The organism is Streptomyces sp. DSM 40750 (assembly GCF_024612035.1).
Taxonomy (GTDB): domain Bacteria; phylum Actinomycetota; class Actinomycetes; order Streptomycetales; family Streptomycetaceae; genus Streptomyces.
This window is the reverse complement of the sequence record NZ_CP102513.1, coordinates 11,307,866-11,332,173: the sequence shown is the minus strand read 5'-3', so window position 1 is coordinate 11,332,173 and position 24,308 is coordinate 11,307,866. Positions and strand designations below refer to the sequence as shown.

Here is a 24,308-nt window from a genome sequence, read left to right as displayed (position 1 = left end):
TCCGGCAAAACCGGGCGGTAGGGCCGATCGGCCCTTCCCGCACCTCGCCTTGCCCTGTTTTCTCGGACCATGTCCGAGAACGACCCCAGGTCCGCGCCTCACCACACGGAACGCACCGTCGGTGAAACCACCGTCGTGGAGCTGCGCGGCGAGATCGACATATTCACTGCGCCGTCCCTCGCGGCCCGGCTGGATGCCCTCACCGCCGACCAGCACCCCGATCTGGTCCTGGACCTGCGTGTCACGGCCTTCATCGACTGCACCGGCCTCGGGATCCTGTGCCGGGCACGGAACCGAGCCGAGGCCCGGCACGGCCGGCTCCGGCTGGTCACCGACAGCGCGCTCTTCCGGCGGATCCTTCGCGCCGTTGACCTGGCAGGTGTCTTCGAGCTGCACCCCAGCCTGGGCACGGCCCTGGCCCATACGCCGCAAGCTGCCGCCGCGGGTTGATGACCCGGCGGATGGGCTAGCGACTCGCCGGCGCGTCGTCGAGCGCCATGCGCAGGGTGCGCCGTGGGCTCGCAGCGCCTTCGGGGCCGTATCCGAGACGGATGAGCATCTGCACATGATCGGTCCGCCCAGGCGTCGGGCTCAGGGAACGGCGCAGGTCCGGCCACTCCAGCGCCTGGTGCAGGAGGGAGGCGCGCAGACCGTGTGCCGTGGCGAGGAGCCACGCGTGCTGGAGCGCTTGTCCGGCCCGCAGCCAGTCGGCGCGGCGGTCGTGCTCAGTGATCAGCACAGCAACGATGGGTGTCGCCTCGAACGGCCGGGCGACCAGCCGCTCGGCGTGCCGCTGCGCGGTGAAGTCCCGCAGGGGAAGGTGTTCGCGTGCGTCCTGGGGGCCGAGCACCGCCCGTGGCATGCCCACATCGGGACCCGGCTCCAGGTCTCGGTGCACCCAGCGGCTGCTCTCCGTGGCGCGGTCGGTGTCGACGCGGTTGCGGCGCTCGGCCTCTGCGGTCAGGCGGAGCAGGCGTGCCGTCTCGACGGCGTCGGGAAACCAGAGCCGCGCCCCCTCCACACGGGCGGCTTCACCGAGTTCGTTGCGCAGATCCGGTGGCAGCGGCCGCCCCGAGAACGGGAGGCGGCTGCTGTGCCTGCGCCAGATCGCCTCATACAGGTCGGCCCGGTGCCCCGTCGGGCGCCGGGCAACGGACCCCGCCAGGCGAACGATGGCGAGTAGGCCGGGGTCCTCCGGAGAGGGCAACAGGCGCCTCACCGGCGACCATCCGGAGTGCGCGATCGCGACCCGGAGATTCAAGAGGCACGCCCCCACCGAAAGATGCAGGGCACGACCTGCCGGGTCCGTGTGCCGCAGGCCGCGTTCAGGGGCAGCGCGCACCTGGAACATGGCCGACTCGGGATCCATGCGGAACGACCATGGCTGGGTGTTGTGAATCGAGGGCGCGGCGACCGCGGCCGACACGCAGGTCTCCGGAATCACGGAGTCCAGGGATGTGCTGTGCATGATGCCCTCCTCACGCGTCGGCATAGGACAGGGGGTGCTGTTCTCCGAGCGTGAGTGCCCGGCCACGGCCCGGTGAGGGGCCGATGGTCCCGCCGCCGGGCCCGGACGGGCCACACCTCACCGCCTGAGCGGCGTACGGGAATGCAGCCGTGACGTCCCGTCCTCCAGTCCCCCCGCAGGTATGGACTGAACGGCCCAACATCGGCGGCGAGTTGGCCCCCAATCGGCCCTCCCGTGCTGCCTGGTCGGCCCCTGCCACGGCTCGCTCCCGACTGTCACCTTCGTGAACGTCACGACGAGGACGAAGGGCAGACCGATGGACGGCAGCAGGGGTACGAAGAAGCGGCTCTGGCGATGGCGGAACAACCCGCTCCGACGGCGCTACGACATCCTCGAAGCGTGGATCATGCTGTCCGTGTGGGCGGTCACCGCGGTGGGCGGTACCGTCGCCGGCCTGGTGACGGCCCACGCCGCCGACGAGGTGTTCGCCCGGCAGCGCGCCGAGCGGTATTCCGTCCGCGCTGTCCTCCTCAACAACGTCCCGCGGAACGTGGCGGGTGACGGAACCACCAGCGACAAGATCGCCGCGCCAGTCCGCTGGACAGATCCCGACGGCTCCGCCCACACCGACAAGACCTTGGTGGACACCGGGCTGAAGGCCGGATCCAGGATCGTCGTCTGGACGGACGGCCAAGGCGAGATCACCGCCGAGCCGCCGACTCCCACGGAAGCAGCCGTCGAAGCCGACGCCCTGGCCACCGCGGCCGCTCTCGCCTTCGCCGGCCTCGCCTTCGGCGCCGGAACCCTCGCACGGTGGAGGCTCGACCGGCGGCGCATCGACCAGTGGGGCAGGGAGTGGGATCTGGTCGGTCCGCAGTGGAGCCACAGCACCGGATGATCCACGCTCGGCTGTGGAGCCGCGGCCAGGCCGCATGAACGCCACGGCGGTGTCCGCTCGATGTGACAGCCGTGGCCGCGGCGATCCGAGTCCGCCCACGGCCACCGCTGCCCTGGTGAGTCGCAAGCCACGGCTCCCCTGCCGACTTGCCTCGGCGGCCGGATCAACTCCTGCCCGGTTCGGCCCGAAGGTCCGTCGCGATACGGGCCGCCTACTCCTCGATCGCGGTGAAGTCGCGGAAGTCCACGCCCTTTCGTTGCGCAGCATCATCCGGGCGCCCCACCCCTTCGCTCCCTCGTGCAGGCAGCCCCGAAGGTGACGTGCTCCCTGACACCGAGCCGGACCATGGCCTTGTGCACGCCCGGCGCCGGCGGGATGTCCCGCTCCGAGGCCGAGGCGTCGAGCGGGCCGCCACTGAAGAACCACACCGGTCGTCCCGGGTGCGCCAATATCGGCGGACGAAGCGGCGGGCGTCCTTGTGCCGGCGCCCCGCGTACAGGGCGCCGCCGACCACGACGGCTTCGTACGACGCCGCACTCGTCACCGACCGGGCCGGCAGCGCGTCGGCTGTCAGCCCGTCCTTACGCAGGACCGCGGCGACGGCTTCGGCGATCCCGCGGTCGATCCGCTCGTCGTCCCATAGGCGACCAACACGCTGCTGGGCATGATGGTTCGCCTCCGCTCTCATCGTTCCCATGGCCCGTGGCGCTTCGAGCATCCAGCGCGTCGTCCGCCGGCCCGATGCGCTGTGCAGGATGTCTTGGAGCGGGTCGGCCCCAGGGGCAGGGCCACGGCACGGTACCCCTCCCCAAGCCAGGGGACCGTCGGTCCAACGCGTTCCGGCCGCATCTCAGCCGACGGCCAGATCGAGGCGCACCAGGGTCCCCGACCTCCCGTGGACGATCTCGTACGCCGCATCCAGGGCGCCGATGGCGGCAAGGCCCCCGGTGCGTTCGACGAACCGGGCGGCGGCCTCCGTCTTGGGGCCCATGGAGTCGGCGGGGAAGCCTGCGCGGCGCAGGTCGTCGGGGGTGGCGTCGAGGACGGGCTGAGGGTCGCGGGTGCCGTAGCCGGTGTAGACGCACGGCACATCGGTGAGGATGAGCAGGAAGTCGGCCTTGAGTTCCTCGGCGAGCAGGGCGGCGGTGAGGTCCTTGTCGACGACCGCGTTCACTCCGTGCAGGGCGCCGGTGTCGCTGTCGGCGGTGACGGGCACGCCTCCGCCGCCGGCGCAGATGACCAGCGCTCCGCAGGCGAGCAGGTCGTGGATGGTCTCGGTCTCGACGATTCCCTCGGGCTCGGGTGAGGCGACGACTTGGCGCCACCCGCTGGCGTCCTTGGCGATGTGCCAGCCGCGCCTTCGCGCGAGGGTGCGGGCGATGTCCCGGGGGTACACCGGGCCGACGCGCTTCGTGGGCCGCTCGAAGGCCGGGTCGTCCGCCCGTACCAGGGTGTGGGTGACGAGTGCGGCGATCTTGTGACCGGGCAGCGCGTCGTGCAGGGCCCGGACCAGCAGCGAACCGATCAGGCCCTCGGTCTGGGCGCCCAGCAGGTCCAGCGGATAGGGGGCGGTCAGGACCGGGTCGGCCGCGCTCTCCATGGCGAGCAGGCCGATCTGCGGCTCGTTGCCATGGGTGATGACGACCTCGTGTTCGAGAGCGAGAGCGGCAACAGCGGTGGTCACCCGGTCGATGTTCGCCTGCTGCACGGCCGCGTCGGGGCGATCACCCCGGCGCAGCAGGGCGTTGCCGCCGAGAGCGATGACGATGCGCATGGCTTGAGTTCCTCCATGGGGGCCACAAGTACGGCCTTGACGGTGTCCAGCCGGGCGTCTTGCCGTTGACTTGGTAGGGCAGTCAAAGGCGTCCCCGGCTCAGCGATGGACCGGGGTCCGATCAGATCGGCGGGGTGCCTCGGTCGCCCGCAGGACGGCCGACCGGCGACGGATGCGGCGCCGCTGCCCCCGAAGCGCCAGCGCGTCGAGCGCGGCGCTGAGCACAGAAGTGACCGCGGTGGAGATCATCAGGAGGACGGCGAACAACCTCCAGAACTCCGGTGTCAGAGACGTACCCACCATGCACACCCCCTTCTGCCGAGTGGTCTCTCGTCTTCATCGAACATCGAGGACCGTTTCGGCACAGGGTGCCGAAGGACCCGGACGTAGTGCCGGGTGGCCCGGCCATGGGGCCGGGTGGCCCATCGCCCGGCACTGGGGCACGGGAGCACGCTGGACGTGACAGGTTCGTACACCCTGACTGGAGGCACGTCATGAACGCTCCGGCCACGGCCGGCATGCTCCAGGCACTGCCGGCCGAGCACCGTCATCGGCTGATGTGCTTCGCCCGGGAGGTGTCGTTCCCGCAGGGCACCCGCCTCTTCGAGGAAGGCGGCAAGGCGGATCGGTTCTGGATCATCCGTACCGGCACCGTCGCCCTCGACATGCGCGTGCCCGGCCGCCGCGCGGCCGTCATCGAGACCCTCGGGCACAACGAACTCATCGGCTGGTCCTGGCTGTTCGCCCCGCACAGCTGGCACCTGGGCGCCGAGGCGACCAGCCCGGTGCGCGCCTACGAGTTCGACGCCACCACGATCCGGTCGATGTGCAAGGACGACCCCGCGCTCGGCGCGAGCGTCGCCCTGGGGGCACCTCCCACGCCCACAAGGCAGTGGGGGAGGGTGGGCGGTGTCCTCGCCCACCGCCTGCGCTCGGCCCGCACCCGGCTGCTGGACCTGTACGCCCCCTACGGCAGCGGCAGCCTCCTGTGACCGCGCCGAGTGGAAGCGACCGTCGCCAAGGAGACATCATGCACGGCACCCCGCACATCGTCAGCGACGTGATGACCCACACTGTCGCCACCATCGGCCGTGCCGCCTCCTTCAAGGAGATCGTGCGGATGATGCAGGACTGGAAGGTCAGTGCCCTTCCCGTCCTGGAGGGCGAGGGCCGGGTCGTCGGAGTCGTCTCCGAGGCGGACCTGCTGCCCAAGGAGGAGTTCCGCGACAGTGACCCCGACCGGTACACCCAGCTGCGGCGCCTGTCCGACCTCGCGAAGGCCGGCGCGGTGACCGCCGGTGAGCTGATGACCTCGCCGGCCCTGACCGTCCACGCGAACGCGACGCTCGCCCAGGCCGCGCGGACCATGGCGCACGCGAAGGTCAAACGGCTGCCCGTCGTCGACGACGTAGGCATGCTGCAGGGCATCGTCAGCCGCGCCGACCTGCTGAAGGTGTTCCTGCGCGAGGACGAGGAGATCGCCGAAGAGGTCCGCCGGGAGGTGGTGTCGTACCTCTTCCCCGCGTCGACGTCAGCCGCACTCGTGACGGTGCGGGACGGGGTCGTGACGCTCAGCGGCCGCATCCGGGACACGTCCCTGGTCCCCGTGGCGGCACGTCTGATCCGGGCCGTTGAGGGGGTCGTGGACGTGGAGTTCGACGTCTCCGAGCACGGCCGTTCCTCGGAGACGACCCCTGACCCGTCGAGTCACAGCGAGGACGCCTCACCGTCGTGAATCGCCCCGGGTGAACGTTGCAACATCGCGGCGAAGACCTGGCGGCGTTGCGTACGTCCCCGTCGAGCGCGCACCGTCCCTGCGGCGACCACGTCCGCTCCGCGTTGCTGCCTCAGGAGCTGAGGACGCCAGGCCGAATGGACAGCGCGGGGGCGCTACTGCATGGTGCACAACACGCTGCGGCAGCCTCCGGGAATCCCCGTCGAGTTTGGCTGCCTCTCTTACCGCCCTTATCGCCGGGGTTACGGTTCAAGGTCGTTCGGCCTCTGCGTACGCCCCCAGGCACACGCCAGGCTGGTGGCGTCCCGTAGCGGTGGAAGGCGGACCGCCATGGAACAAGTGCTTCTTGCCTCCAACGACCCGTCGGCGCCCAGCCGGAAAGCGGCAGATCGGGCCGCACGAGGCACGGCTGCGCGGTCTGCCGATTCGCGTGGTCCACGGCTCACAGCAGGAAGTGAGCGAGGCCAAGGTGGTCGTGTGCGCTCTGCGCCGGGAGGGTGTCGCCGACTCTCAAACGGCCGGCTCGCCCCTTCCTGCGAACGTCGAAGCCGCGGCCCGGCCGCTCGTGTTCGTCTCGGACGATCTCTCCGCCCCTCGCCGCTCCGAGGGGGTCACGCTCGGCGTGCACGCCTGGTCGCTTCCCGCGTGTGCTGCCGAACTGCCCTTCGCCATACCGGAGGAGGAGCGGCCCGCCTGGGAGGACCAGGAGGTGCAGCAGTTCGCCGATGCGCAGCAACCGTGGCGTGAGAAGCATCCGGAGGTGCCGGTACTCGAGGACGTCGTCCTGTTCACACTGGCGCAGGCCCTGCTCCACTGCTCCGCGGGCGCCGCACTGGTCATGATGGGCCGGAATCCCGGCGCCGAGTGGGGGTACATGATTCGGTCCCTGTTGCGAGAGGCCATGTGCCCCGTAGCCGTGGTGGCGTCGTAGGCGCGGTGACGCTGCGACCCCGGTGCCGGACACCGGGGTCTGGATGGAGCGGAGCATTCCGGCCCGCCCTTATGTGTGCGTCAGCTCGTCGGCGACATGTGCCGCCCACGTCTCGATCGCGGTGAAGTCGCGGAAGTCTCCGCCCTTTCCGTTGCGGAGGATCATCCGAGCGACCCATCCCTTCGCACCCTCCTCCAGACAGCCTCCGAAGGTGACGTGCTCCCTGGCGTCGAGCTCGACCATGGCCTTCTTCACGCCGGGTACGGGCGGGATGTCCCGCTCCGAGGCCGAGGCGTCGAGCGGGCCGCTGCTGAACAGCCACAGGGGGCGTTCGGCCAAGTCGTGGCGGTGCCGACGGAGGAACCGGCGGGCGTGCTTCTGCCAGCGTCCGGCGTACAGTCCGCCACCGACGACCACTGCGTCATACGACGCCGCACTCGTCACGGACTGGGCCGGAAGGGCCTCGACCGTCAGCCCGTGCTTGCGCAGGACATCGGCGATGGCTTCGGCGATCTGGGCCGTCGATCCGTTCGTGGTTCCGTAGGTGACCAACACGGTGCCGGTCATGGCGGTACACCTCCTCTCATACTCGGCGCAGCCAGTCGTCGGCCACGCCGTGCAGCGCCTGCTCCCGGGTGCGCAGGTGCGCGTCGTCCAGTCGGTGGGTAAGCCTGTCGACCACGCCGACCACTCCGCTGATCCGCCGGGTCATCGACAGGGCGATCTCCGTCTCGCTCTTGCGTTCCATGTGGCCGGTGAGGGTGACGACGCCTTCCACCACGGACACGTCGATGCTGCGAGGCGGCAGCCACAGGGTGCGCACCAGTACGTCCTCGATCACCTCATTGCGGAGTTCCCCATCGGGCCGCAGGAATACCTGGAGCAGGTCGCGGCGGGTGACGATGCCGACCAGCCGGTCCGTCTCGTCGAGCACCGGCAGACGTTCCACCTGGTGCTGGGCCATGGTGCGGGCGGCCTCGACGATGGTGTCGTCGGCGTGCGCGGTGACGGGCGGCTCGGTCATGAGCCGGCCGGCGGTGCGGGCATGCGCCTTCGCCGTCTGCCGTCGGGCACCGCGCGTCAGCCCGTGGAGGAACGCGAAGCGACGGCGCGGTTCGTACGGTTCGGGAGTGGCCGCCTGGCGTGCCACCAGGTCCGTTTCGGAGATGACGCCGATGACCTTGTCGTCCTCGTCGACCACCGGCAGCCCGCTGATCCGGTGGGCCGCGAGCAGCCTCGCGACCTCCTTGAACGGGGTACCGTACCCGGCGCGGACGACCTCCGTGGTCATCACGGAGCCGACCTTGTTGTGCTTCATGTCCGTTCCCTCCTCAGCGGAGCCGGCGCAGATAGGGGTCCTGGGGCCTGCACGGCGCCAGGCGGATCCGTGCGTCCAGCACGGTGACGCCGCCCGGTGTCGCGAGGACCGGGTTGAAGTCGGTCTCGGCGAGCTGCGGCAGGTCCGCCGCCATGCGGGACAGCCGCAGCAGCAGCTGCTCCAGCTCCTCGAGGTCGACGGGTCCGTTGCCGTGCGCGCCGAACAGGAGCGGGGCGCAGCGCGGGGATGTGATGAGGTCGTGCACGTCGTGGTCGGTGAGCGGGGCGAGCCGGGCGGCGTGGTCGGCCAGGACCTCTGTGGCCGTACCGCCGAGCCCGAACAGGACGAGCGGGCCGAAGACCTCGTCCTGGACGACGCCCGCGAACAGCTCGGTACCGCGGACGGCGAGCGGCTGCAGTACGACACCGGTCATCAGTCCGGCGAAGCGGGTCTCCAGGTCGCGGAAGGCGGCCCGAATTTCGGAATCGCCGCGCAGGTCGAGGTGGACAGCGTGCTGCTGGCTCTTGTGCACCAGCCCGGGCCAGTGGGCCTTCATGACCACCCGGCCGTCGGCGCCGCGCAGCCGGTCGGCGGCCAGGACGGCGTCGTCCTCCGTCTCGGCCCAGGCCCAGGGGATCTGCGGGATGCCGTAGCAGGCCAGCAGGTCGGCGCAGGTGCGCGGGTCCAGCCAGCCTCCGTCGGGGTGTGCGGCGAGGTAGGTCCCGATGACGGTGCGGGCTCGTTCCGTCTCGACGCCGTCGAGCTCGGGGACGGTCCCGGCGGGCCTGGCGAGCCAGGCCGCGCGGTGGGCGGCGTGCGCCAACCCCCGTGCCGCCGCCTGGGGTTCGGCGAACGACGGGATCGTGCCGTCCTCCGTAGCGGGCAACAGCTCTACGGGCAGGCCCTGTTCGAGCCGTACCACGACGATCGGCTTCGCCCTCCGGCCGGGGATGGAGGTCCCCCCGCTCGAGCGAAGCCGAGAGTGGGGGAGGGTGAGGGCCCGGACGAGGTCATCGCCGGTCGCCGCGGCGACCGCCGTGGGGACCAGGGCCACGAGGACGGCGTCGACGCCGCCGTACCGCATGATCCGGTCCACGCAGTCCGTGAGCTGTTCCTCCGTGACGGCGGCGGTGGCGTCGACCGGGTTGCCCACGGCAGCCCCGTCCGGCAGCACGGCGAGCAGGTCGTCGATCAGTTCCGCGGTGGGCGCCGGGAGCGACAGCCCGGCTTCGGCGCAGGCGTCGGCCGCGAGGACACCGGCCCCGCCCGCGTTGGTGACGATCGCCACCCGGCTGCCCGCGGGCAGCGGCTGCGAGTGCAACAGCGCGGCTGTCTCAAGGAGTTCGCCGATCGACCGGGTGGCGGTGATGCCGGCCTGGGTGAACAGCGCGCCACGGGTCATCGTGCGCGTGGCGGCGGCCGCGGTGTGCGAAGCGGCAGCGCGCCGACCCGCGTCGGTGCGGCCGGCGTCGACGGTCAGTACGGGCATACGGCGGGTCAAGCGCCGGGCGGTGCGGGAGAACGCCCGCGGGCTGCCGAACGACTCCAGGTGCAGCAGGGCGAGGCCGGTGCGGCCGTCGCTCTCCCACCACTGGAGCATGTCGTTGCCGCTGACGTCGTACTTGTCGCCGAGGGAGGCGAAGGAAGAGACGCCGATACCGAGCCGGGACAGCCCGTCGAGCAGGGCGATGCCGACGCCGCCGGACTGCACAGCGACGCCCGCGGTGCCGGGGCGCGGATGTCCGGCAGCGAACGTGGCGTCCAGGCTCAGCTCCGGGTCGGTGTTGGAGATGCCGAGGCAGTTGGGGCCGACGAGGCGCATGCCGTACGAACGGCAGGCCGCCAGCAGGGCTTGGGCCTGGTCGGCGTGGATGCCTGAGGTGACGACGAGGAGGGCCCGTACGCCCGCCTTGCCGCACTCCTCGGCTGTCTCCGGGATCGCGGCGGCAGGTACGGCGAGCACCGCGAGGTCAGGTGTCTTGGGCAGGGCGCTGACCGACGAGTAGGACGGCACGCCGAGAATCGAGTGCGCGGCGGGGTTCACCGCGAACAGGCGCCCGGTGTAGCCGCCCGAGTGCAGCTGGTGCAGGATCGCCCGGCCCACCGAACCCGGCTTGCGCCCGGCTCCGACAACGGCGACCGCCTTGGGCCGCAGCAGCGGCTTCAGGCTGGCGACGTCGGCGGCCCGGCCGCGTTCCTCGACCGCGGTGAGGTAGGTGTCGCTCTGGTCGAGGACGATGGTGCAGCGCACCTCCGGGCCCTCGAAGCGGCGGTCCGTGCGTAGACCGAGGTCGGCGAAGAGCTTCAACACCTCGTGGTTCTCACTCAGCGCGTCGGCCGTGAAGGTCGTGATGCCCTCCGCGCGGGCGGCCGAGACGAGGTGCTCGACGAGCAGGGTTCCGACGCCTCGGTGGTGTAGCCCGTCGGCGACGGCGATGGACACGTCGGCCGCGTCCTTCTCGTCCCCGGTGTCGTACTCGGCGAGGCCGATCACCCGGCCCTGCGTCTCGGCCAGCAGCGCCCGGTAGCCGGTGCGGGGCGGAGCACAGGCCCGGTCGGCGGCCAGACGGGCGGACCGGTGGCTCGCGGCGAAGAACCTCAGGCGCAGGTTCTCCGGGGACATCTCCTCGTACAGCCCCTCCAACCGGTCGTGGTCGCTCGGCCTCACGGGACGGATGCACACAGTGGTGCCGTCAGCGAGCAGGGCGTGGACGGGGGGTCGGTCGGTCACGTCGTGCGTCATCGCGGGACTCCTCCAAGCCTTGTGTCATTTCGAGCATCCGGCGGATCGGGGGGTGGTCCCATGGGCTGTCCGGGGGCGATGCGAGGGCCGATAGGCCCAAGATTTCGCCGGTCGTCCCCGGCCCGGACGCGGGAGGCATGCCTGACAGTGCACGTTCAGGGTGCGCCGCTGCCAGGCCGGTCAGTACGGTGCTGTCCCGGTCTTCGACCGGGGCACCAGTGATTACGTTGAAGTCATCGACGTGATCCATCGGGCGATGGAGGCGGCATGGCCGGCAAGAAGACGGCGAAGGTGCCGCGCGCGGCATACGAACGAGAACTGCTGCGCCTGCAGACGGAGCTGGTGAAACTGCAGGAGTGGGTGCGGGCGGAGGGCGCCCGGCTGGTGGTGGCCTTCGAAGGGCGGGACGCGGCGGGCAAGGGCGGCACGATCAAGCGGGTCGCCGAGCACCTCAACCCGCGCGTCGCGCGGATCGCGGCGCTGCCCAAGCCGACCGAGCGCGAGCGCACCCAGTGGTACTTCCAGCGCTACGTGGAGCATCTGCCGGCCGCCGGGGAGATCGTGCTGTTCGACCGCAGCTGGTACAACCGGGCCGGTGTCGAGCATGTGATGGGCTTCTGTACCAAGGAGGAGTACCAGCTCTTCCTGCGGCAGTGCCCGATCTTCGAGCGGATGCTGGTGGAGGACGGGATCCTGCTGCGCAAGTACTGGTTCTCGGTGAGCGACGCCGAGCAGCAGGAGCGGTTCCGGCGCCGGCTGGAGGATCCGACGCGGCGCTGGAAGCTCTCGCCGATGGACCTGGAATCGATCACCCGCTGGGAGGCGTACTCCCGGGCCAAGGACGAGATGCTGGTGCACACGGACATCTCGGAGGCTCCGTGGTTCGTCGTGGAGAGCGACGACAAGCGCCGGGCCCGGCTGAACATGATCACCCACCTGCTCGGCTCCGTGCCGTACCACGAGGTGCCGCCGCCGGTGCTGGAGCTGCCGGAGCGGCCGCCGTCGACCGGCTACCAGCGCCCGCCACGCGCTCTGCAGACCTACGTCCCCGATCACGCGGCGAGCGTCTGAGGCACCGGTCAGGCGTCGTGCACCCGGTGCGGTACGACGGCGACCGGGCAGGCGGAGTGGTGCAGTGCCACGTGGGCGACCCGGCCGAGCTGGAGCCCGAAGCGCCCCTCCCTGCGCCGGGCGCCGACGACCAGCAGGTCGGCCTCGTGCGAGGCGTCCAAGAGCACTCGGCGGGCATGGCCCTCGACGGTGCGTCGGCGCACATCGATGTCCGCCGGGACGTCCTGCAACGCCGCTTCCAGTTCCTCGCCCGCCCGCTCCTCGTGCAGGCGGGCGGGTTCGCCCGCCATGAGTGGGTGGTCGGTGGTCTCGTGCGCGGGGCACCGCCAGGCCCGCACGGCCTCCAAGGGCACCCCGCGTCGCCGTGCCTCCTCGACGGCAAATCTGACGGCCGCCGACTCCTTCACGTCCTCGCCGACGCCCACGACGACGCGGCCGCGTACCGGGGGCGTCGCCTGGTTGTCGTGGCTGCCGCGCAGCACGATCACCGGGCAGTCGGCGTGCGCGGCGACGGCCAGGCTGACGGAGCCGAGCAGCAGCTCGGCGATGCCGCTGCGGCCGCGGGTGCCCACGACCAGCGCGGAGGCGTTCCGTCCCTCGCGCACCAGGGCGTACTCCGGCTCCTCGAACACCACGTCGGCGGTCACCTTCAGGTCGGGGTGCCGGGCACGTGCCCGCTGAGCAGCGGCGCCGGCGACGTCCTGGGCCAACGGCAGCGCGGTCGGCTTGCCGAGGTCCCGGGCGAGCGCGGCACCCTCGTACCGCTCCCACAGGCGGGCGTACACCACCCGCAACGGCACCCCGCGCAGCACCGCCTCGTCGGCCGCCCAGTCGACGGCCCGCAAGCTCGGCTCGGAACCGTCCACGCCCACGACCAAGGGCCCGCCGAGGGCTCGGTCCACCGCTGCGTTCATGATCTCCACTCCTTCAGAGGTGCGTTCAGTCGTGCGCGACGACGGCGACGGGGGCGGTGGCATGGTGCAGTACCGCGTGCGTGACAGGGCCGATGTGGGCGCCGAGCGGGCTACGGCGGATCCGCCGGCCCACGACGACCAAGGACGCCTCCCGGGAGGCGTCGACCAGCTGGACGGCGGCACTGCCGGAACGGGACTCGTCGATGACCTTGACGGCCGGGTACTTCTCCTTCCAGCGGTGCAGCACCTCGGCCAGCGTGGCAGCGTCCTGCTTGCCCAGCACGGCGTTGAGCTCGGGGTCGGCGGGCAGGCCGTAGGCGAAGTAGGGCGGCAGATTCCAGGCGTGGACGACCCGCAGGGGTGTGACACGGCGGGCGGCCGCCTCGAAGGCGAAGGTGAGCAGCGTGTCGTCAGGGCTGTCGGTGTCGAGTCCGAGGACGACGGGGCCGGACAGGGCCCCAGCAGACGGGATTGCGGACGGATCCATCGCATGGCCGTCCGCGGACTGCTCCGCCGCCCGCACGAGGACCACCGGCTGCTCGGCGTGCGCCACGACGGCCTGGCCCACGGAGCCGACGAGGAATCCTCCGATGCCGCTCATCCCCCGGGAGCCGAGGACCAGCAGCTCGGCGTCCTTCGCCGCCTCCGTCAGCGCCTCGGCGGGCTGGCCGAGAATCTGCTCCATGTCCACGCGCACGCCGGGATGGCGCAGGCGGAGTCCCTCGGCCGTCTCGCGCGGAATCCTCCCCCTGAGGGCACCCCCGGCCGAAGGCTGGGGGACTTCGGCCGGGGGTGCCCCCATCTCGCTTCGCTCGCTCCAGTGCTGCTGCGTCTCGGCGCCCAGGAGCGGGGCCTGCGCCATGGGCTCCGGGACGGGCTCCCAGACGTGCACCAGCCGCAGCGGCAGGCCGCGCCGCTTCGCCTCGCGCGCCGCCCACTCGGCAGCGGCGCGGCTCTCGGGCGAGCCGTCGAGGCCCACGGTGACGTTGCGGGACATGTTGTCCACCTCCTGGTCGGGGTTCTGACTCCAGGGTGGCGACGAGGAGAGACGCGGTGCAGAGCCCGCAGGTCCCCGGTCTGGGGCCGATGGGCCCCAGCGGCCGAGGTGTCCGCGCCATCGCAGTGCCCGCGCGAGAGTCGTGCGCTCGGAGCCGAACCGCGTCCGAGAAACCTGGGAGCAGCGGCACCCGCGGGCCGTTCGGCATCTCGCGGCCGACCAGGGTCCCGGAGGATCATGAGGTCCTTCGGCTCAAGGAGGATCATGTCCCAGAGCTCGGTCGGCCGTACTCCAAGGTGGCGCCGCCTGGTGCCCGGGCTCGGTGCGCTGTTCGGCTATCGGCGCTCGTGGCTGCGGGGCGACGTCCTGGCCGGAGTGACAGTGGCTGCGTATCTCGTGCCCCAGGTGATGGCGTACGCGGGGGTGGCCGGCCTGCCGCCGGTCGCAGGGCTGTGGGCGATCCTGCCGGCGCTCGCCCTGTACGCCCTGCTGGGCTCCTCCCGCCTGCTCTCGGTCGGCCCGGAGTCGACGACCGCGCTGATGACGGCGACGGTGGTCGGGCCCCTCGCCGCCGGAGATCCGGCCCGATACGCAACCCTGGCAGCCACCCTCGCGATCACGGTCGGCTTGTTGTGCGTACTGGCATGGGCGGCTCGGCTCGGCTTCATCGCTGACCTGCTGTCCCGGCCGGTGCTGATCGGGTATCTGGCGGGCGTGGCACTGATCATGATCGTGGACCAGCTTCCCAAACTGACCGGTGTCCGGACGACAGGCTCGGCCTTCTTCTCCCAACTGTGGTCCTTCGCAGGGCACTTGTCGCGGCTCCACCTGGCCACGGTGTTGTTCGCCGTCGCGGCGCTCGGGCTCCTCTTCACGGTGGCCCACTTCTTCCGCACCGTCCCCGGTCCCCTGCTCGCCGTGGTGCTCGGCACAGCCGCCGTGTCCTTCTTCGACCTCGACGACCAATACGGCATCAAAGTGATCGGTGAGGTCCCCTCGGGCCTGCCCACCGTGGCTCTGCCGGACATGGCCGAACTGCCGCACCTGGTGCTCCCCGCCTTGGGCGTCCTTCTGGTCGGCTACACCGACTTCATCCTCACCGCACGGGCCTTCACCAAGCGCGACGACGAGGGCTCCGGGCTCGACCCCAACCAGGAGTTCCTCGCGCTGGGCGCCGCCAACCTCGGCGCGGGCACGCTGCACGGCTTCCCGGTCAGCAGCAGCGCCAGCCGAACCGCGCTGGCCTCCTCAGCCGGCGGGCGCAGTCAGGCGTACTCACTGGTGGCCGGCGCGGCCGTCCTGTCGGTCCTGCTCTTCCTGAGCCCTCTGCTGACCCGCACGCCCACGGCGGTCCTCGGCGCGCTCGTCGTTTACGCTGCCGTCCGCATGATCGACCTGGCGGGCTTCCGACGGCTGGCGTCCTTCCGCCGCCGAGAACTGCTACTGGCGCTCGGCTGCCTGGCCGGGGTGCTCGCCCTCGACATCTTGTACGGCGTGCTGGTAGCCGTCGGTCTGTCCGTGGCCGAACTGCTCACTCGGGTGGCCCGCCCGCACGACGCCATCGAGGGCCTGGTGCCCGGCGTGGCCGGCATGCACGACATCGACGACTACCCCGAGGCCCGCACCATCCCCGGCCTACTCGTCTACCGCTACGACTCCCCGCTCTTCTTCGCCAACGCGGAGGACTTCCGCCACCGGGCCCTGGCCGCACTCGACGAACAGACCGAACCGGTCCGCTGGTTCATCCTCAACACCGAGGCCAATGTGGAGGTCGACATCACCGCCCTGGACGCGGTCGACGAACTCCGCCGCGAGCTCGCCCACCGCGGCATCGTCTTCGCCCTTGCCCGGGTCAAGCAGGACCTGCTGGACGACCTGACAGCGTACGGCCTGGCGGACACCGTCGGCAGCGAGCGGATCTTCCCCACCCTGCCGACAGCCGTGACCGCATACAGGGAGTGGTATCGCGATCAGTAAGCCGCCCAGGGATCCGTCCTCCACAGCGCGACGCTTGGCTTGCAGAGTGCCTGACGATGTCGCCGCTGTCGGCGCTCGCCCAGGACGCTTGTAGCGGACAGGGCCGACGGGAGGTCGACCCGGTGCCGTGCGGCCCTGCGGCGGGACGGCTTGTGGGGCCGATGTTCCTGAATCAACGGGGCCGTTCGGCCCCTCTTCGCCCAGGGCCGTGAAACAGCGCCGAAACGCAGCCAGGTGCCTGCTACACAGAAGATGCCGCCCGACGCGATGCGGCTGTCCTTCCCACCTTCATCCCTTGCCCGGGAGGCTTCATGCTGTCCGCAGAATCCGCCGCCGTCGTCCGTGCCACCCTGCCCGCCGTGGCCGGAGCGCTCGACGAGATCACCACCCGCTTCTACGGCGCGATGTTCCGCGACCGGCCGGAACTACTCGACGGGATGTTCAACCGCGGCAACCAGGCCAGCGGAGCCCAGCGCCGCGCACTGGCCGGCTCGATCGCCGGATTCGCGACCACGCTCCTCGACGCCCCGGACACCCGCCCGGACACCCTGCTGGACCGCATCGCGCACAAACACGCCGCGGTCGGCGTCACCGACGACCAGTACACAATCGTGCACAAGTACCTGTTCGGCGCGATAGCGGAGGTCCTCGGCGACGCGGTCACCCCGGAGGTCGCGGCCGCCTGGGACGAGGTCTACTGGCTGATGGCCGGCGCCCTGATCGGCCGTGAGGCCCGCCTGTACCAGGACGCGGGCGTCCAGCCCGGCCAGGTCTGTCGGCAGTGGACGGTCGTCGAGCGCCGCACCGAGACACCGGACGTGGTGTCCTTCGTCCTCCGTCCCGCCGACGGCGAACCGGCGCCGCGGGCGCGGGCAGGCCAGTACGTGAGCGTGCGGGTCCTGATGGCCGACGGGATCCGCCAACTGCGGCAGTACAGCCTGTCCTCAGACCCGGGCGGGGAGCTGCGGCGCATCACCGTCAAACGGGTCGCCGGCACGGCCGACGCGCCGGACGGCGAGGTCTCCGGCCTGCTGCACGACCAGGTCCACGAGGGCGACGAACTGACGCTCTCCGCTCCCTTCGGCGACGTCTTCCTCGACGACCCGGCCGACGCCGTGACTCCGGTCGTCCTGGTCTCCGCAGGCATCGGCGGCACCCCCATGACCAGCATCCTGGCCCACCTCACGGCCCTCGGTTCGACCCGCCCGGTGCTGGTCCTGCACGCCGACCGCTCCCCCACCGACCACGCCCTGCGCACCGAGACGGGCGAACTGGTCGAGCAACTGCCGGGCGCCCGCGCGGTCTTCTGGTACGAGCGCCCTGGCCCGGAGGAACCCGACGCCCGCGAGGGCCTGATGAACCTCGACGGCATCGAACTGCCCAACGGCGCCACAGTATTCCTGTGCGGCCCGCTCCCGTTCATGCGCGACGTCCGCGGACAGCTGCTGCGCGCCGGGGTTCCGGCACAGCGCATCCGCTACGAGGTCTTCGGCCCCGACCTGTGGCTGCCCGGCCCGGCGGCCTGAACGACGTCGGACATCCCACCGCACTTCCTGGAGAGGAACCGATATGACCGGCAAGGACACCCAGGCCACCACCCCCGTCGTGCTGCTGCGCTCGGACGGAGAGGTGGACGAGGACACCCTGGCCTACGCCCGCACGAAGATCGACGCCGTCGTGGACCGGCCGGGACTGCCTCCCGTCACCGGTGAGGTGCGGATCACGAGAGCAGCCGCCCACCACGCAGATCGTCCCTGGTCTGCGACGGCCGCCCTGCACGTCGGACGGCGCGAAGTGGTCGTGCTCGCCGAAGAGGCCACCGGCCGAGAGGTCGTCGACCAGCTCCAGGACCGGCTGCGCCGCCAGACCGACAAGGCGGTCCACGCCGGGCACCACGGCCACCACGCACCGGCACCGCCGTGGCGCGGCGCGGCGGCTGAGCCACGCGCTACTGAAGACAGCGGCAGCGCGGCGGACTCTTGCCCGGCGTGAGCCCGCGGCGAGTACAGCCCGGTCGGTGTCGGTCCACCGACCGGGCATCCGTGCTTCTTCGCGCCTGTGCATGGGAGCCCACATCCCGGGCCGTTCGGACCAGACGGGTGACCAACGGCCCACTGACAGCGCTCGCAGGCGCAGGAAACGCTGGTGTTGTGCCGTTCCCGATCGACGGGCGACAACGAGGAGTTGTGTGATGGCGAAGGCGTATCTGGTGGGCAGCGGCATCGCGGCGCTCGCCGCGGCCACGTTCCTGATCCGCGACGGCGGATTCGACGGAGCGGACATCCACCTCTTCGAGGAGCAGCGGAACATCGGCGGCAGCCTCGACGCGTTCGGCACGGCCAACGCCGGCTACACCATGCGCGGCGGGCGGATGTTCGAGTCCGAGTACCGCTGCACGTACGACCTGCTGTCCGGCATTCCCACCCTCGACGACCCGTCGGTGTCGGTGACACAGGAGATCCTGGCCGGACACGAGGACTTCTCCTGGGACGACATCGCACGTCTCGTCGACGGCGACGGCGACGGCGACGGCGACGGCGACGGCGACGGCGACGGCGACGGGAAGATCGTCGACACCCGGTCGATGGGATTCTCCGAACGCGACCGGCTGGACTTGGTCCGTTGCCTGGCTGCCCCCGAGGGACACCTGGACGCCAAGCGGATCACCGACTGCTTCGGCGAGCACTTCTTCACCACGAACTTCTGGTTCCTGTGGTGCACCACGTTCGCCTTCCAGCCCTGGCACAGCGCCATCGAGTTCCGCCGATACCTCAGGCGCTTCATCCACCTCTTCCCCGAATTCGCCTCCATGTCGGACACCTACCGCACCCGCTACAACCAACACGACTCCATCGTGCGCCCCCTGACCGCCTGGCTCCACGAACGGGGCGTCACCATCCACACCGGCTGCCACGTCACCGACCTCGCACTCGCACCGGGCCGCAGGAGTACGAGGGTTGAGCGCATCTACCTGTCCCGTAGCGGCCGTGACGAGCAGATCGAGGTAGGCCCTGAAGACCTGGTCCTGGTCACCAACGGCTCCATGACCGACTCCTCCAGCCTCGGCTCGCACACCGCCGCACCGCCACCGGCTCCCCATCGCTCGGACGCGTGGCTGCTCTGGCACCGGCTGGCACGGGGACGCGACGACTTCGGCAACCCGGACGCCTTCGACAAGCACGTCAAGGAGTCCCGCTGGGAGTCGTTCACCGTCACCACCAAGGACCCGGTCTTCCTCGAGGCCCTGGCAGAGTTCAGCGGCAGGGAGACCGGCCGGGGCGGGCTGATGACGTTCACCCACTCCAACTGGCTGCTCACCATCGTCGCCAACCGCCAGCCCGTCTACCGCGACCAGCCCGAGGGCGTCTCGGTCTGGTGGGGCTACGGCCTGCATCCCGGCCGCCCCGGCAACCACACGCCCAAGCCGATGACGATGTGCTCCGGCCGGGAGATCCTCGAAGAGGTCCTGCACCACCTGCCCTTCGACGAGCCGACGGCAGCCCGTGTCCTGGAGACCTCTACCGTCGTGCCCTGCCTCATGCCGTACGTCACCAGCCAGTTCCTGGCCCGCCGCCGCGACGACAGGCCACACGTCGTACCCAAGGGATCGCTCAATCTCGCCTTTATCGGTCAGTTCGCCGAGGTGCCCGACGACGTCGTCTTCACCGTCGAGTACTCGGTCCGCACCGCCTGGACCGCGGTGGCCCAGCTCCTCAAAAGCTCGGCAAGCAGCCGCCCGCGGTCTACAAGGGCCACCACGATCCCCACGTCCTGGTCGCCGCTCTGGAGACCATGCATCGCGGTTAGCCGGGAGGAGCGTGGCTGCCGTGGGGGTCGAACTGGTTCATCTTGTTGGACAGACCGGGCCCCCTGACTGATCCGGCAGGTACGCCGTCCGTTCCTGTGGGGTGAGGTCGCGGTTGACCGAGCGGCAGATTTTCTTGATCGCTTCGGAGGGTTGGGGGAGGCTCGCATCCCACAGCCGCGCGGTGTGGTCGACACTTCCGGTGGCGAGGGTGTGGCCTTTAGGGCTGAAGGCCACCGACGCCACCGTGTCGTTGTGACCGGACAGGGTGGCGACGGCCCTGCCGGCGGCTACGTCCCACAGCCGTACGGTCGGGGCGTTGCTGGCGGTGGCGAGGGTACGGCCGTCGGGACTGAACGCCACCGAAAACACCTCGCCAGCGTGCCCGGTCAGGATGGTTCGGATCTTGCCGGTGGCGGCGTTCCACAGGCGGACGGTCGCGTCGTGGCTGGAGGTGGCGAGAGTGCGGCCGTCAGGGCTGAAGGCCACCGACGTCACCCAGCCGTTGTGCCCTCTCAGGGTGGTACGGCTCTTACCGGTGGTCACATCCCACAGCCGTACGGTGTCGTCGATACTGGCGGTGGCGAGGGTACGGCCGTCGGGACTGAACGCCACCGACGTCACCGTGCCGCTGTGGTCGGCCAAGCTGGTGCGGGTCTTGCCGGTGGCCGCGTTCCACAGCCGTATGGTCGCGTCGTTGCTGGAGGTGGCGAGAGTTCGGCCGTCCGGGCTGAAGGCCACCGAGAACACCTCGCCGGTGTGCCCTCTCAGGATGGTGCGGGTCTTGCCGGTGGCGACGTTCCACAGCCGTACGGTCGCGTCGTTGCTGGCGGTAGCGAGGGTGCGGCCGTCGGGACTGAACACCACGGAATTCATGTCGCCGGTGTGCCCTCTCAGGATGGTGCGGGTCTCACCCGTGTCGACGTCCCACAGCCGTACGGTGTCGTCGGCACTGGCGGTGGCGAGGGTGCGGCCGTCCGGGCTGAAGGCCACGGAACTCACCTGGTGGGTGTGCCCGGATAGGGACGTGTGGGTCGCACTGGTGGTGACGTCCCACAGTCGGGCGGTGTCGTCGACACCGCCGGTGGCGAGGGTGCGGCCGTCCGGGCTGAAGGCCACCGAATACACTTCACTGGTGTGCCCGGTCAGGGTGGTGCGGGTCTTGCCGGTGGCGACGTCCCACAGCCGTATGGTCGCGTCGGCACTGGCTGTGGCGAGGGTGCGGCCGTCGGGACTGAACGCCACCGAATTCGCCCAGCCATCGTGCCCGGTCAGGGTGGTGCGGGTTTTTGCGGTGGTGACGTCCCACAGCCGTATGGTCGCGTCGTTGCTGGAGGTGGCGAGGGTGCGGCCGTCGGGACTGAACACCACCGAATACACGTCGCCGGTGTGCTCGGTCAGGGTGGTGCGGGTCTTGCCGGTGGCGACGTCCCACAGCCGTATGGTCGTCTCGTAACCGCCGGTCGCGAGAGTTCGGCCGTCGGGGCTGAAGGCAATCGAAATCACCTCGCTGGTGTGGCCGCTCAGGGTGGTGCGGGTCTTGCCCGTGGCGACGTCCCACAGCCGTATGGTCGCGTCGAAACCGCCGGTGGCGAGAGTTCGGCCGTCGGGGCTGAAGGCAACCGCATACGCCTCGTCGGTGTGGCCGGTCAGGGTGGTGCGGGTTTTACCGGTGGCGGTGTCCCACAGCCGTATGGTCGTGTCGTTGCTGGCGGTGGCGAGAGTTCGGCCGTCGGGGCTGAAGGCCACCGACCACACCTTGTCGGTGTGGCCGGTCAGGGTGGTGCGGGTCTTGCCCGTGGCGGTGTCCCACAGCCGTATGGTCGTGTCGTTGCTGGCGGTGGCGAGGGTACGGCCGTCGGGGCTGAAGGCCACCAAATTCACCTCGTCTGTGTGCCCGGTCAGACGTCGATGCAGGGGGAGAGCCGCTGCGGTCCGGAGGCTTTCAACGGACTCAGGGGTGTGGCTGGTGCGGTAGGCCTGGACGGCCAGCAGCGAGGCGAGTTCAGGGTTTGTGCGGAAGAGCGTGTCGGATTGGGTGGCGAGCTGACGGGACTGCGCTGCTTGCCGTTGGGCGTTTGCCGTGCGCCATTGCCAGAGAGCGCCCCCTGCGGCAAGGAGTGCGAGTACGAGCAGGCCGGCAAGGACCGTGTTGAGGCGCCTGCTACGTCGGATGGCGGCCTGTTGGCGGCGCTTGCTGGCGGTGAGGAAGGCTGTGATGTTGCCTGGCAGTCGACGTCGCTGTGACCACTCGAGGCCTTCCGCGAGTGCTGTTCCCCCGAGGAGGTCTCCAGGGTCGGTTGTCGCCGCCCAGCGGTCCTGCTGTTCGCGGGTGCGGTTGAGCCATTCCTGGAAACGGTGATCCTGGTTGATCCACTCGCGCAGTGCGCCCCAGTCACGGATGAGCGCGTCGTGGATCAGTTCGGCCACCGGATCGCCGGGAGGGGCGTCTGGGCGCTGTGGGTCTCGCAGCGTCTGGGTGGTGATGATGCGATGGTGTGTGAGAGCGGCCATGACGGTGTCGATGTCACCGTCGGGCGCGTCGTCCGGGCCCGCTGCCAGGTCTCGCAGTTCGTTGAGGGGGACCTGCGCGCGGACGGCCGGTATGTGGCGGGCAGGGTCGGCGGGGTGCACCAGCGAGGTCAGGATGCGCCGCGCGATGGGCCGTTGACCGGGGGACAGCTCGTTGAGGGCGCTGTCGCACCAGGTGGTCAGGCTTCCGCTGACCGCTCCGATGCGACGGTAGGCCTCGTGGGTGAGGTATCCGTCCTGACGGCGCAGCCACAGCTGGCTGAGCATCAGCTCCAGCAGGGGCAGCACGGTCACGGGTGCCTCCCCGGCTGTCGCTGCCTCAGGAGTGGTGGCCAGGACATCAGTAATAATCTGCTCCGGCAGTCCCGGTTGGAAATGGAGTCCCACGTCATGTGCGGGCAGGACGATGATGTCGTGCAAGTCCTGCCGGGTCAGCGTGCCGGGTACGTTGAGGACCCCGGGCATCGCCTCTTCCAGCAACCTCGGTGCCAGGGCAGCCAGTTGGGGATAGAAGTCGTCGCGCATGACCAGGATCACGCTGAGTTCGGCGGGCGCGTCGACCGCTTCGGCGATCTGGTCGGCGACGGCCGTACGGTTCCGCTGGCGGCCATGAGCGGTTTGAGTGAAGAATTCTTCGAACTGGTCGATGACCAGCACGATGCGCTGATAGGTGGGTTCGGCCGCAAGCCGGCGCGTGACCGCAGCGGCAATCCCCTCGGTGATGGCCCCGGGCAGCCCCGCGCGCTCGATCTCCGCCAACAAGTCCTGCCTCGGCCGGGCGAGCACCGGCAACCATCGGTCACTGCCCGGCAGCTTCCCCGCGGCCAGCGCACGCAGCACACCGGCCCGGATCAGAGACGACTTGCCCGACCCGGAGGGCCCGAGCAGCAGCGCGAGCCGCCGCTGGCGGGCCAGGTTCGACACGACCTGTCGTACCGCGTCCTGTCGGCCTTGGAACCACCGGGCCTGTTCTTCGGTGAACGACTCCAGCCCCCGGTAGGGACACAGCGCCCGATCGGCCAGTTCCGGCAGGACTTTCCGCAAGACCTGTGCCGGAGTGACATACGCGATGCCCTGACCCCGTTCGTACGCGTCGGGCGCCGCGATCTCGGTGAGCATGCCGATGACCAGGCCGGTCACCTCGTCCAGGACCGGCCCGCCGCTGAAGCCGGTGGTGAGGTCGTTGGCGGCGGTCAGCTGCAGATGCGCACCCCTACCGTCCGAGCCCGGCAGCAGATCTCCGGCCACCCCAAAGCCGAAGTGCCCTTCAGGCGGAGCCTGGGCCGGGAATCCGAACGAACGCACCTGGTGGCCCCGGCAGCCCGCCGCGGAGCCCAACGGCAGCGGCCGCAGCCCTGTCGGCGTGTTGCTCAGCCGGATGAACGCCACATCCTCGCCCTCGGCGGCACGCCACAGCTCGCCCGGGACACACCCCTCCACCCGGTCCGAGTTCGCCACATGGGGGAAGGAGAGCAGCACGTCCTCTCCGGGTCCGCCCCCGGCCGCTGCGACGACGTGCGCGCAGGTGACCACAACACCCTCGGCCACCAGGAATCCCACCCCGGCCACCGCCCCGTCCGGTCCGAGGACCTGGGCCACTGCGGCGAGCAGATCCGATGCGACGCCGCTGCCCGGCTCCTTGTCCGCGCTGGTCACCGGGACCAGCCCGCGCTCTCGCCAGCGTGCGGATGGACGGAGCCGTCGTTCTTCCACGACACCGTCACCTTCAGGTGGCAACCGGCCTGGGTCTTGGTGATCACGGCTCCGGCTTCGAACGCGAGATCGACCCCGAACTCGATTGTGACCTCGTCCGGGCGAGCCTTGCGGAGCTGATCGAGCGCGACCCGCGCCGCCTCCGTGACCGGCTCCAGCGCCCCCTGCAGAGTCACTGGTATCTCGTGGACGGCAAAACGGCCGGCCTTCACCGGCCCGTCCGACGTGGCCGTCTGCTCGACCAGGATGCTGCCTCCACCGTTCAGCGGAATCCGAGTAAGGGGTGCCAAAACGCCTCCTCGTTTCTCGCATTCGCTCACCCAGGGACTCCGCCAGCGTCCTTGGCCCCGGCACGTGCCGCCACACGGAGTGGGCCGTCCGCGCGAGAGACGAGTGTCGGTAAACCCGTAACCTTGCGGCCCGCACCGTCGG

At 70.5% G+C, this 24,308-nt stretch carries 19 protein-coding genes and 2 pseudogenes; 10 read left to right on the top strand and 11 right to left on the bottom strand.

What is annotated here, in order from left to right; translation table 11 throughout:
* The first annotated feature begins 69 nt into the window (after positions 1–69).
* Entirely contained in the window at positions 70–450 is a 381-nt protein-coding gene (locus tag JIX55_RS49735; protein ID WP_257561302.1) for an STAS domain-containing protein, read from the top strand.
* 16 nt (positions 451–466) lie between these two features.
* Here JIX55_RS49735 and JIX55_RS49730 read toward each other — a convergent pair whose 3' ends face one another.
* Entirely contained in the window at positions 467–1,468 is a 1,002-nt protein-coding gene (locus tag JIX55_RS49730) for an Acg family FMN-binding oxidoreductase (RefSeq protein WP_257561303.1), read from the bottom strand.
* A gap of 316 nt (positions 1,469–1,784) precedes the next feature.
* Here JIX55_RS49730 and JIX55_RS49725 point away from each other — a divergent pair, with 316 nt between their 5' ends.
* Positions 1,785–2,366, top strand: a complete 582-nt coding sequence (locus JIX55_RS49725) for an Rv1733c family protein (RefSeq protein WP_257569178.1) — start codon at positions 1,785–1,787, stop codon at positions 2,364–2,366.
* Positions 2,367–2,577: 211 nt separating this feature from the next.
* Here JIX55_RS49725 and JIX55_RS49720 read toward each other — a convergent pair.
* The 3 genes and pseudogenes from JIX55_RS49720 to JIX55_RS49710 all read right to left on the bottom strand — a co-directional run bounded on the left by JIX55_RS49720 (position 2,578) and on the right by JIX55_RS49710 (position 4,443).
* Positions 2,578–3,032, bottom strand: a pseudogene (locus JIX55_RS49720) (flavodoxin domain-containing protein).
* 184 nt (positions 3,033–3,216) lie between these two features.
* A complete protein-coding gene (locus JIX55_RS49715) occupies positions 3,217–4,140 on the bottom strand; it encodes a carbamate kinase (protein WP_257561304.1) in 924 nt (307 codons plus the stop codon).
* A 99-nt stretch (positions 4,141–4,239) separates the two neighbouring features.
* Positions 4,240–4,443, bottom strand: coding sequence for a hypothetical protein (locus tag JIX55_RS49710; protein WP_306819965.1), 204 nt, complete (start codon positions 4,441–4,443; stop codon positions 4,240–4,242).
* A 191-nt stretch (positions 4,444–4,634) separates the two neighbouring features.
* Here JIX55_RS49710 and JIX55_RS49705 point away from each other — a divergent pair, with 191 nt between their 5' ends.
* From JIX55_RS49705 to JIX55_RS49695, 3 genes are all read left to right on the top strand, one after another.
* Entirely contained in the window at positions 4,635–5,132 is a 498-nt protein-coding gene (locus JIX55_RS49705; protein ID WP_257561305.1) for a cyclic nucleotide-binding domain-containing protein, read from the top strand.
* A gap of 38 nt (positions 5,133–5,170) precedes the next feature.
* Positions 5,171–5,875, top strand: a complete 705-nt coding sequence (locus JIX55_RS49700) for a CBS domain-containing protein (protein WP_257561306.1) — start codon at positions 5,171–5,173, stop codon at positions 5,873–5,875.
* 346 nt (positions 5,876–6,221) lie between these two features.
* The gene (locus JIX55_RS49695) at positions 6,222–6,806 is read left to right on the top strand and encodes a hypothetical protein (RefSeq protein WP_257561307.1); all 585 of its coding nucleotides are present in this window, start codon (positions 6,222–6,224) and stop codon (positions 6,804–6,806) included.
* Between the two features lie 69 nt (positions 6,807–6,875).
* Here JIX55_RS49695 and JIX55_RS49690 read toward each other — a convergent pair whose 3' ends face one another.
* Genes JIX55_RS49690 through JIX55_RS49680 form a run of 3 tightly spaced genes read right to left on the bottom strand, consistent with a single transcriptional unit; the run spans position 6,876 to position 10,867 of the window.
* The gene (locus JIX55_RS49690; RefSeq protein ID WP_257561308.1) at positions 6,876–7,373 is read right to left on the bottom strand and encodes a flavodoxin domain-containing protein; all 498 of its coding nucleotides are present in this window, start codon (positions 7,371–7,373) and stop codon (positions 6,876–6,878) included.
* Positions 7,374–7,389: 16 nt separating this feature from the next.
* Entirely contained in the window at positions 7,390–8,124 is a 735-nt protein-coding gene (locus JIX55_RS49685) for a CBS domain-containing protein (RefSeq protein ID WP_257561309.1), read from the bottom strand.
* Positions 8,125–8,137: 13 nt separating this feature from the next.
* The gene (locus JIX55_RS49680; protein WP_257561310.1) at positions 8,138–10,867 is read right to left on the bottom strand and encodes a bifunctional acetate--CoA ligase family protein/GNAT family N-acetyltransferase; all 2,730 of its coding nucleotides are present in this window, start codon (positions 10,865–10,867) and stop codon (positions 8,138–8,140) included.
* A 267-nt stretch (positions 10,868–11,134) separates the two neighbouring features.
* On the opposite strand from JIX55_RS49680, the gene ppk2 reads away from it, so the two are divergent.
* Positions 11,135–11,938, top strand: a complete 804-nt coding sequence (gene ppk2 / locus JIX55_RS49675; RefSeq protein WP_257561311.1) for a polyphosphate kinase 2 — start codon at positions 11,135–11,137, stop codon at positions 11,936–11,938.
* An 8-nt stretch (positions 11,939–11,946) separates the two neighbouring features.
* Here the strand turns inward: ppk2 and JIX55_RS49670 are convergent, their stop codons facing one another.
* A complete protein-coding gene (locus tag JIX55_RS49670; protein ID WP_257561312.1) occupies positions 11,947–12,852 on the bottom strand; it encodes a universal stress protein in 906 nt (301 codons plus the stop codon).
* A 25-nt stretch (positions 12,853–12,877) separates the two neighbouring features.
* The gene (locus JIX55_RS49665; RefSeq protein WP_257561313.1) at positions 12,878–13,849 is read right to left on the bottom strand and encodes a universal stress protein; all 972 of its coding nucleotides are present in this window, start codon (positions 13,847–13,849) and stop codon (positions 12,878–12,880) included.
* Between the two features lie 264 nt (positions 13,850–14,113).
* On the opposite strand from JIX55_RS49665, the gene JIX55_RS49660 reads away from it, so the two are divergent.
* From JIX55_RS49660 to JIX55_RS49645, 4 genes and pseudogenes are all read left to right on the top strand, one after another.
* Entirely contained in the window at positions 14,114–15,826 is a 1,713-nt protein-coding gene (locus JIX55_RS49660; protein WP_257561314.1) for a SulP family inorganic anion transporter, read from the top strand.
* A 311-nt stretch (positions 15,827–16,137) separates the two neighbouring features.
* Positions 16,138–17,352: a globin domain-containing protein gene (locus tag JIX55_RS49655; protein ID WP_257561315.1), complete on the top strand. Its 1,215-nt coding sequence runs from the start codon at positions 16,138–16,140 to the stop codon at positions 17,350–17,352.
* A gap of 43 nt (positions 17,353–17,395) precedes the next feature.
* Positions 17,396–17,818 carry a hypothetical protein gene (locus tag JIX55_RS49650; protein WP_257561316.1) on the top strand — a complete coding sequence of 141 codons (423 nt, stop codon included), beginning with the start codon at positions 17,396–17,398 and terminating at the stop codon, positions 17,816–17,818.
* Positions 17,819–18,017: 199 nt separating this feature from the next.
* A pseudogene (locus tag JIX55_RS49645) lies at positions 18,018–19,633 on the top strand (oleate hydratase).
* Between the two features lie 37 nt (positions 19,634–19,670).
* Here the strand turns inward: JIX55_RS49645 and JIX55_RS49640 are convergent.
* Positions 19,671–23,819 (bottom strand): nSTAND1 domain-containing NTPase, encoded by a 4,149-nt coding sequence (locus JIX55_RS49640; protein ID WP_257561317.1) that lies wholly within the window; start codon positions 23,817–23,819, stop codon positions 19,671–19,673.
* The gene (locus JIX55_RS49635) at positions 23,816–24,196 is read right to left on the bottom strand and encodes a CU044_2847 family protein (RefSeq protein WP_257561318.1); all 381 of its coding nucleotides are present in this window, start codon (positions 24,194–24,196) and stop codon (positions 23,816–23,818) included. The genes JIX55_RS49640 and JIX55_RS49635 overlap by 4 nt, the downstream gene beginning before the upstream one ends.
* Positions 24,197–24,308: the final 112 nt, after the last annotated feature.

Coding starts and splice junctions, on each gene's coding strand:
- JIX55_RS49680 (WP_257561310.1), bottom strand. CDS start 10,867: ATGACGCACGACGTGACCGACCGACCCCCCGTCCACGCCCTGCTCGCT.
- JIX55_RS49700 (WP_257561306.1), top strand. CDS start 5,171: ATGCACGGCACCCCGCACATCGTCAGCGACGTGATGACCCACACTGTC.
- ppk2 (WP_257561311.1), top strand. CDS start 11,135: ATGGCCGGCAAGAAGACGGCGAAGGTGCCGCGCGCGGCATACGAACGA.
- JIX55_RS49665 (WP_257561313.1), bottom strand. CDS start 13,849: ATGTCCCGCAACGTCACCGTGGGCCTCGACGGCTCGCCCGAGAGCCGC.
- JIX55_RS49715 (WP_257561304.1), bottom strand. CDS start 4,140: ATGCGCATCGTCATCGCTCTCGGCGGCAACGCCCTGCTGCGCCGGGGT.
- JIX55_RS49735 (WP_257561302.1), top strand. CDS start 70: ATGTCCGAGAACGACCCCAGGTCCGCGCCTCACCACACGGAACGCACC.
- JIX55_RS49690 (WP_257561308.1), bottom strand. CDS start 7,373: ATGACCGGCACCGTGTTGGTCACCTACGGAACCACGAACGGATCGACG.
- JIX55_RS49705 (WP_257561305.1), top strand. CDS start 4,635: ATGAACGCTCCGGCCACGGCCGGCATGCTCCAGGCACTGCCGGCCGAG.
- JIX55_RS49650 (WP_257561316.1), top strand. CDS start 17,396: ATGACCGGCAAGGACACCCAGGCCACCACCCCCGTCGTGCTGCTGCGC.
- JIX55_RS49730 (WP_257561303.1), bottom strand. CDS start 1,468: ATGCACAGCACATCCCTGGACTCCGTGATTCCGGAGACCTGCGTGTCG.
- JIX55_RS49670 (WP_257561312.1), bottom strand. CDS start 12,852: ATGAACGCAGCGGTGGACCGAGCCCTCGGCGGGCCCTTGGTCGTGGGC.
- JIX55_RS49655 (WP_257561315.1), top strand. CDS start 16,138: ATGCTGTCCGCAGAATCCGCCGCCGTCGTCCGTGCCACCCTGCCCGCC.
- JIX55_RS49725 (WP_257569178.1), top strand. CDS start 1,785: ATGGACGGCAGCAGGGGTACGAAGAAGCGGCTCTGGCGATGGCGGAAC.
- JIX55_RS49685 (WP_257561309.1), bottom strand. CDS start 8,124: ATGAAGCACAACAAGGTCGGCTCCGTGATGACCACGGAGGTCGTCCGC.
- JIX55_RS49710 (WP_306819965.1), bottom strand. CDS start 4,443: ATGGTGGGTACGTCTCTGACACCGGAGTTCTGGAGGTTGTTCGCCGTC.
- JIX55_RS49660 (WP_257561314.1), top strand. CDS start 14,114: ATGTCCCAGAGCTCGGTCGGCCGTACTCCAAGGTGGCGCCGCCTGGTG.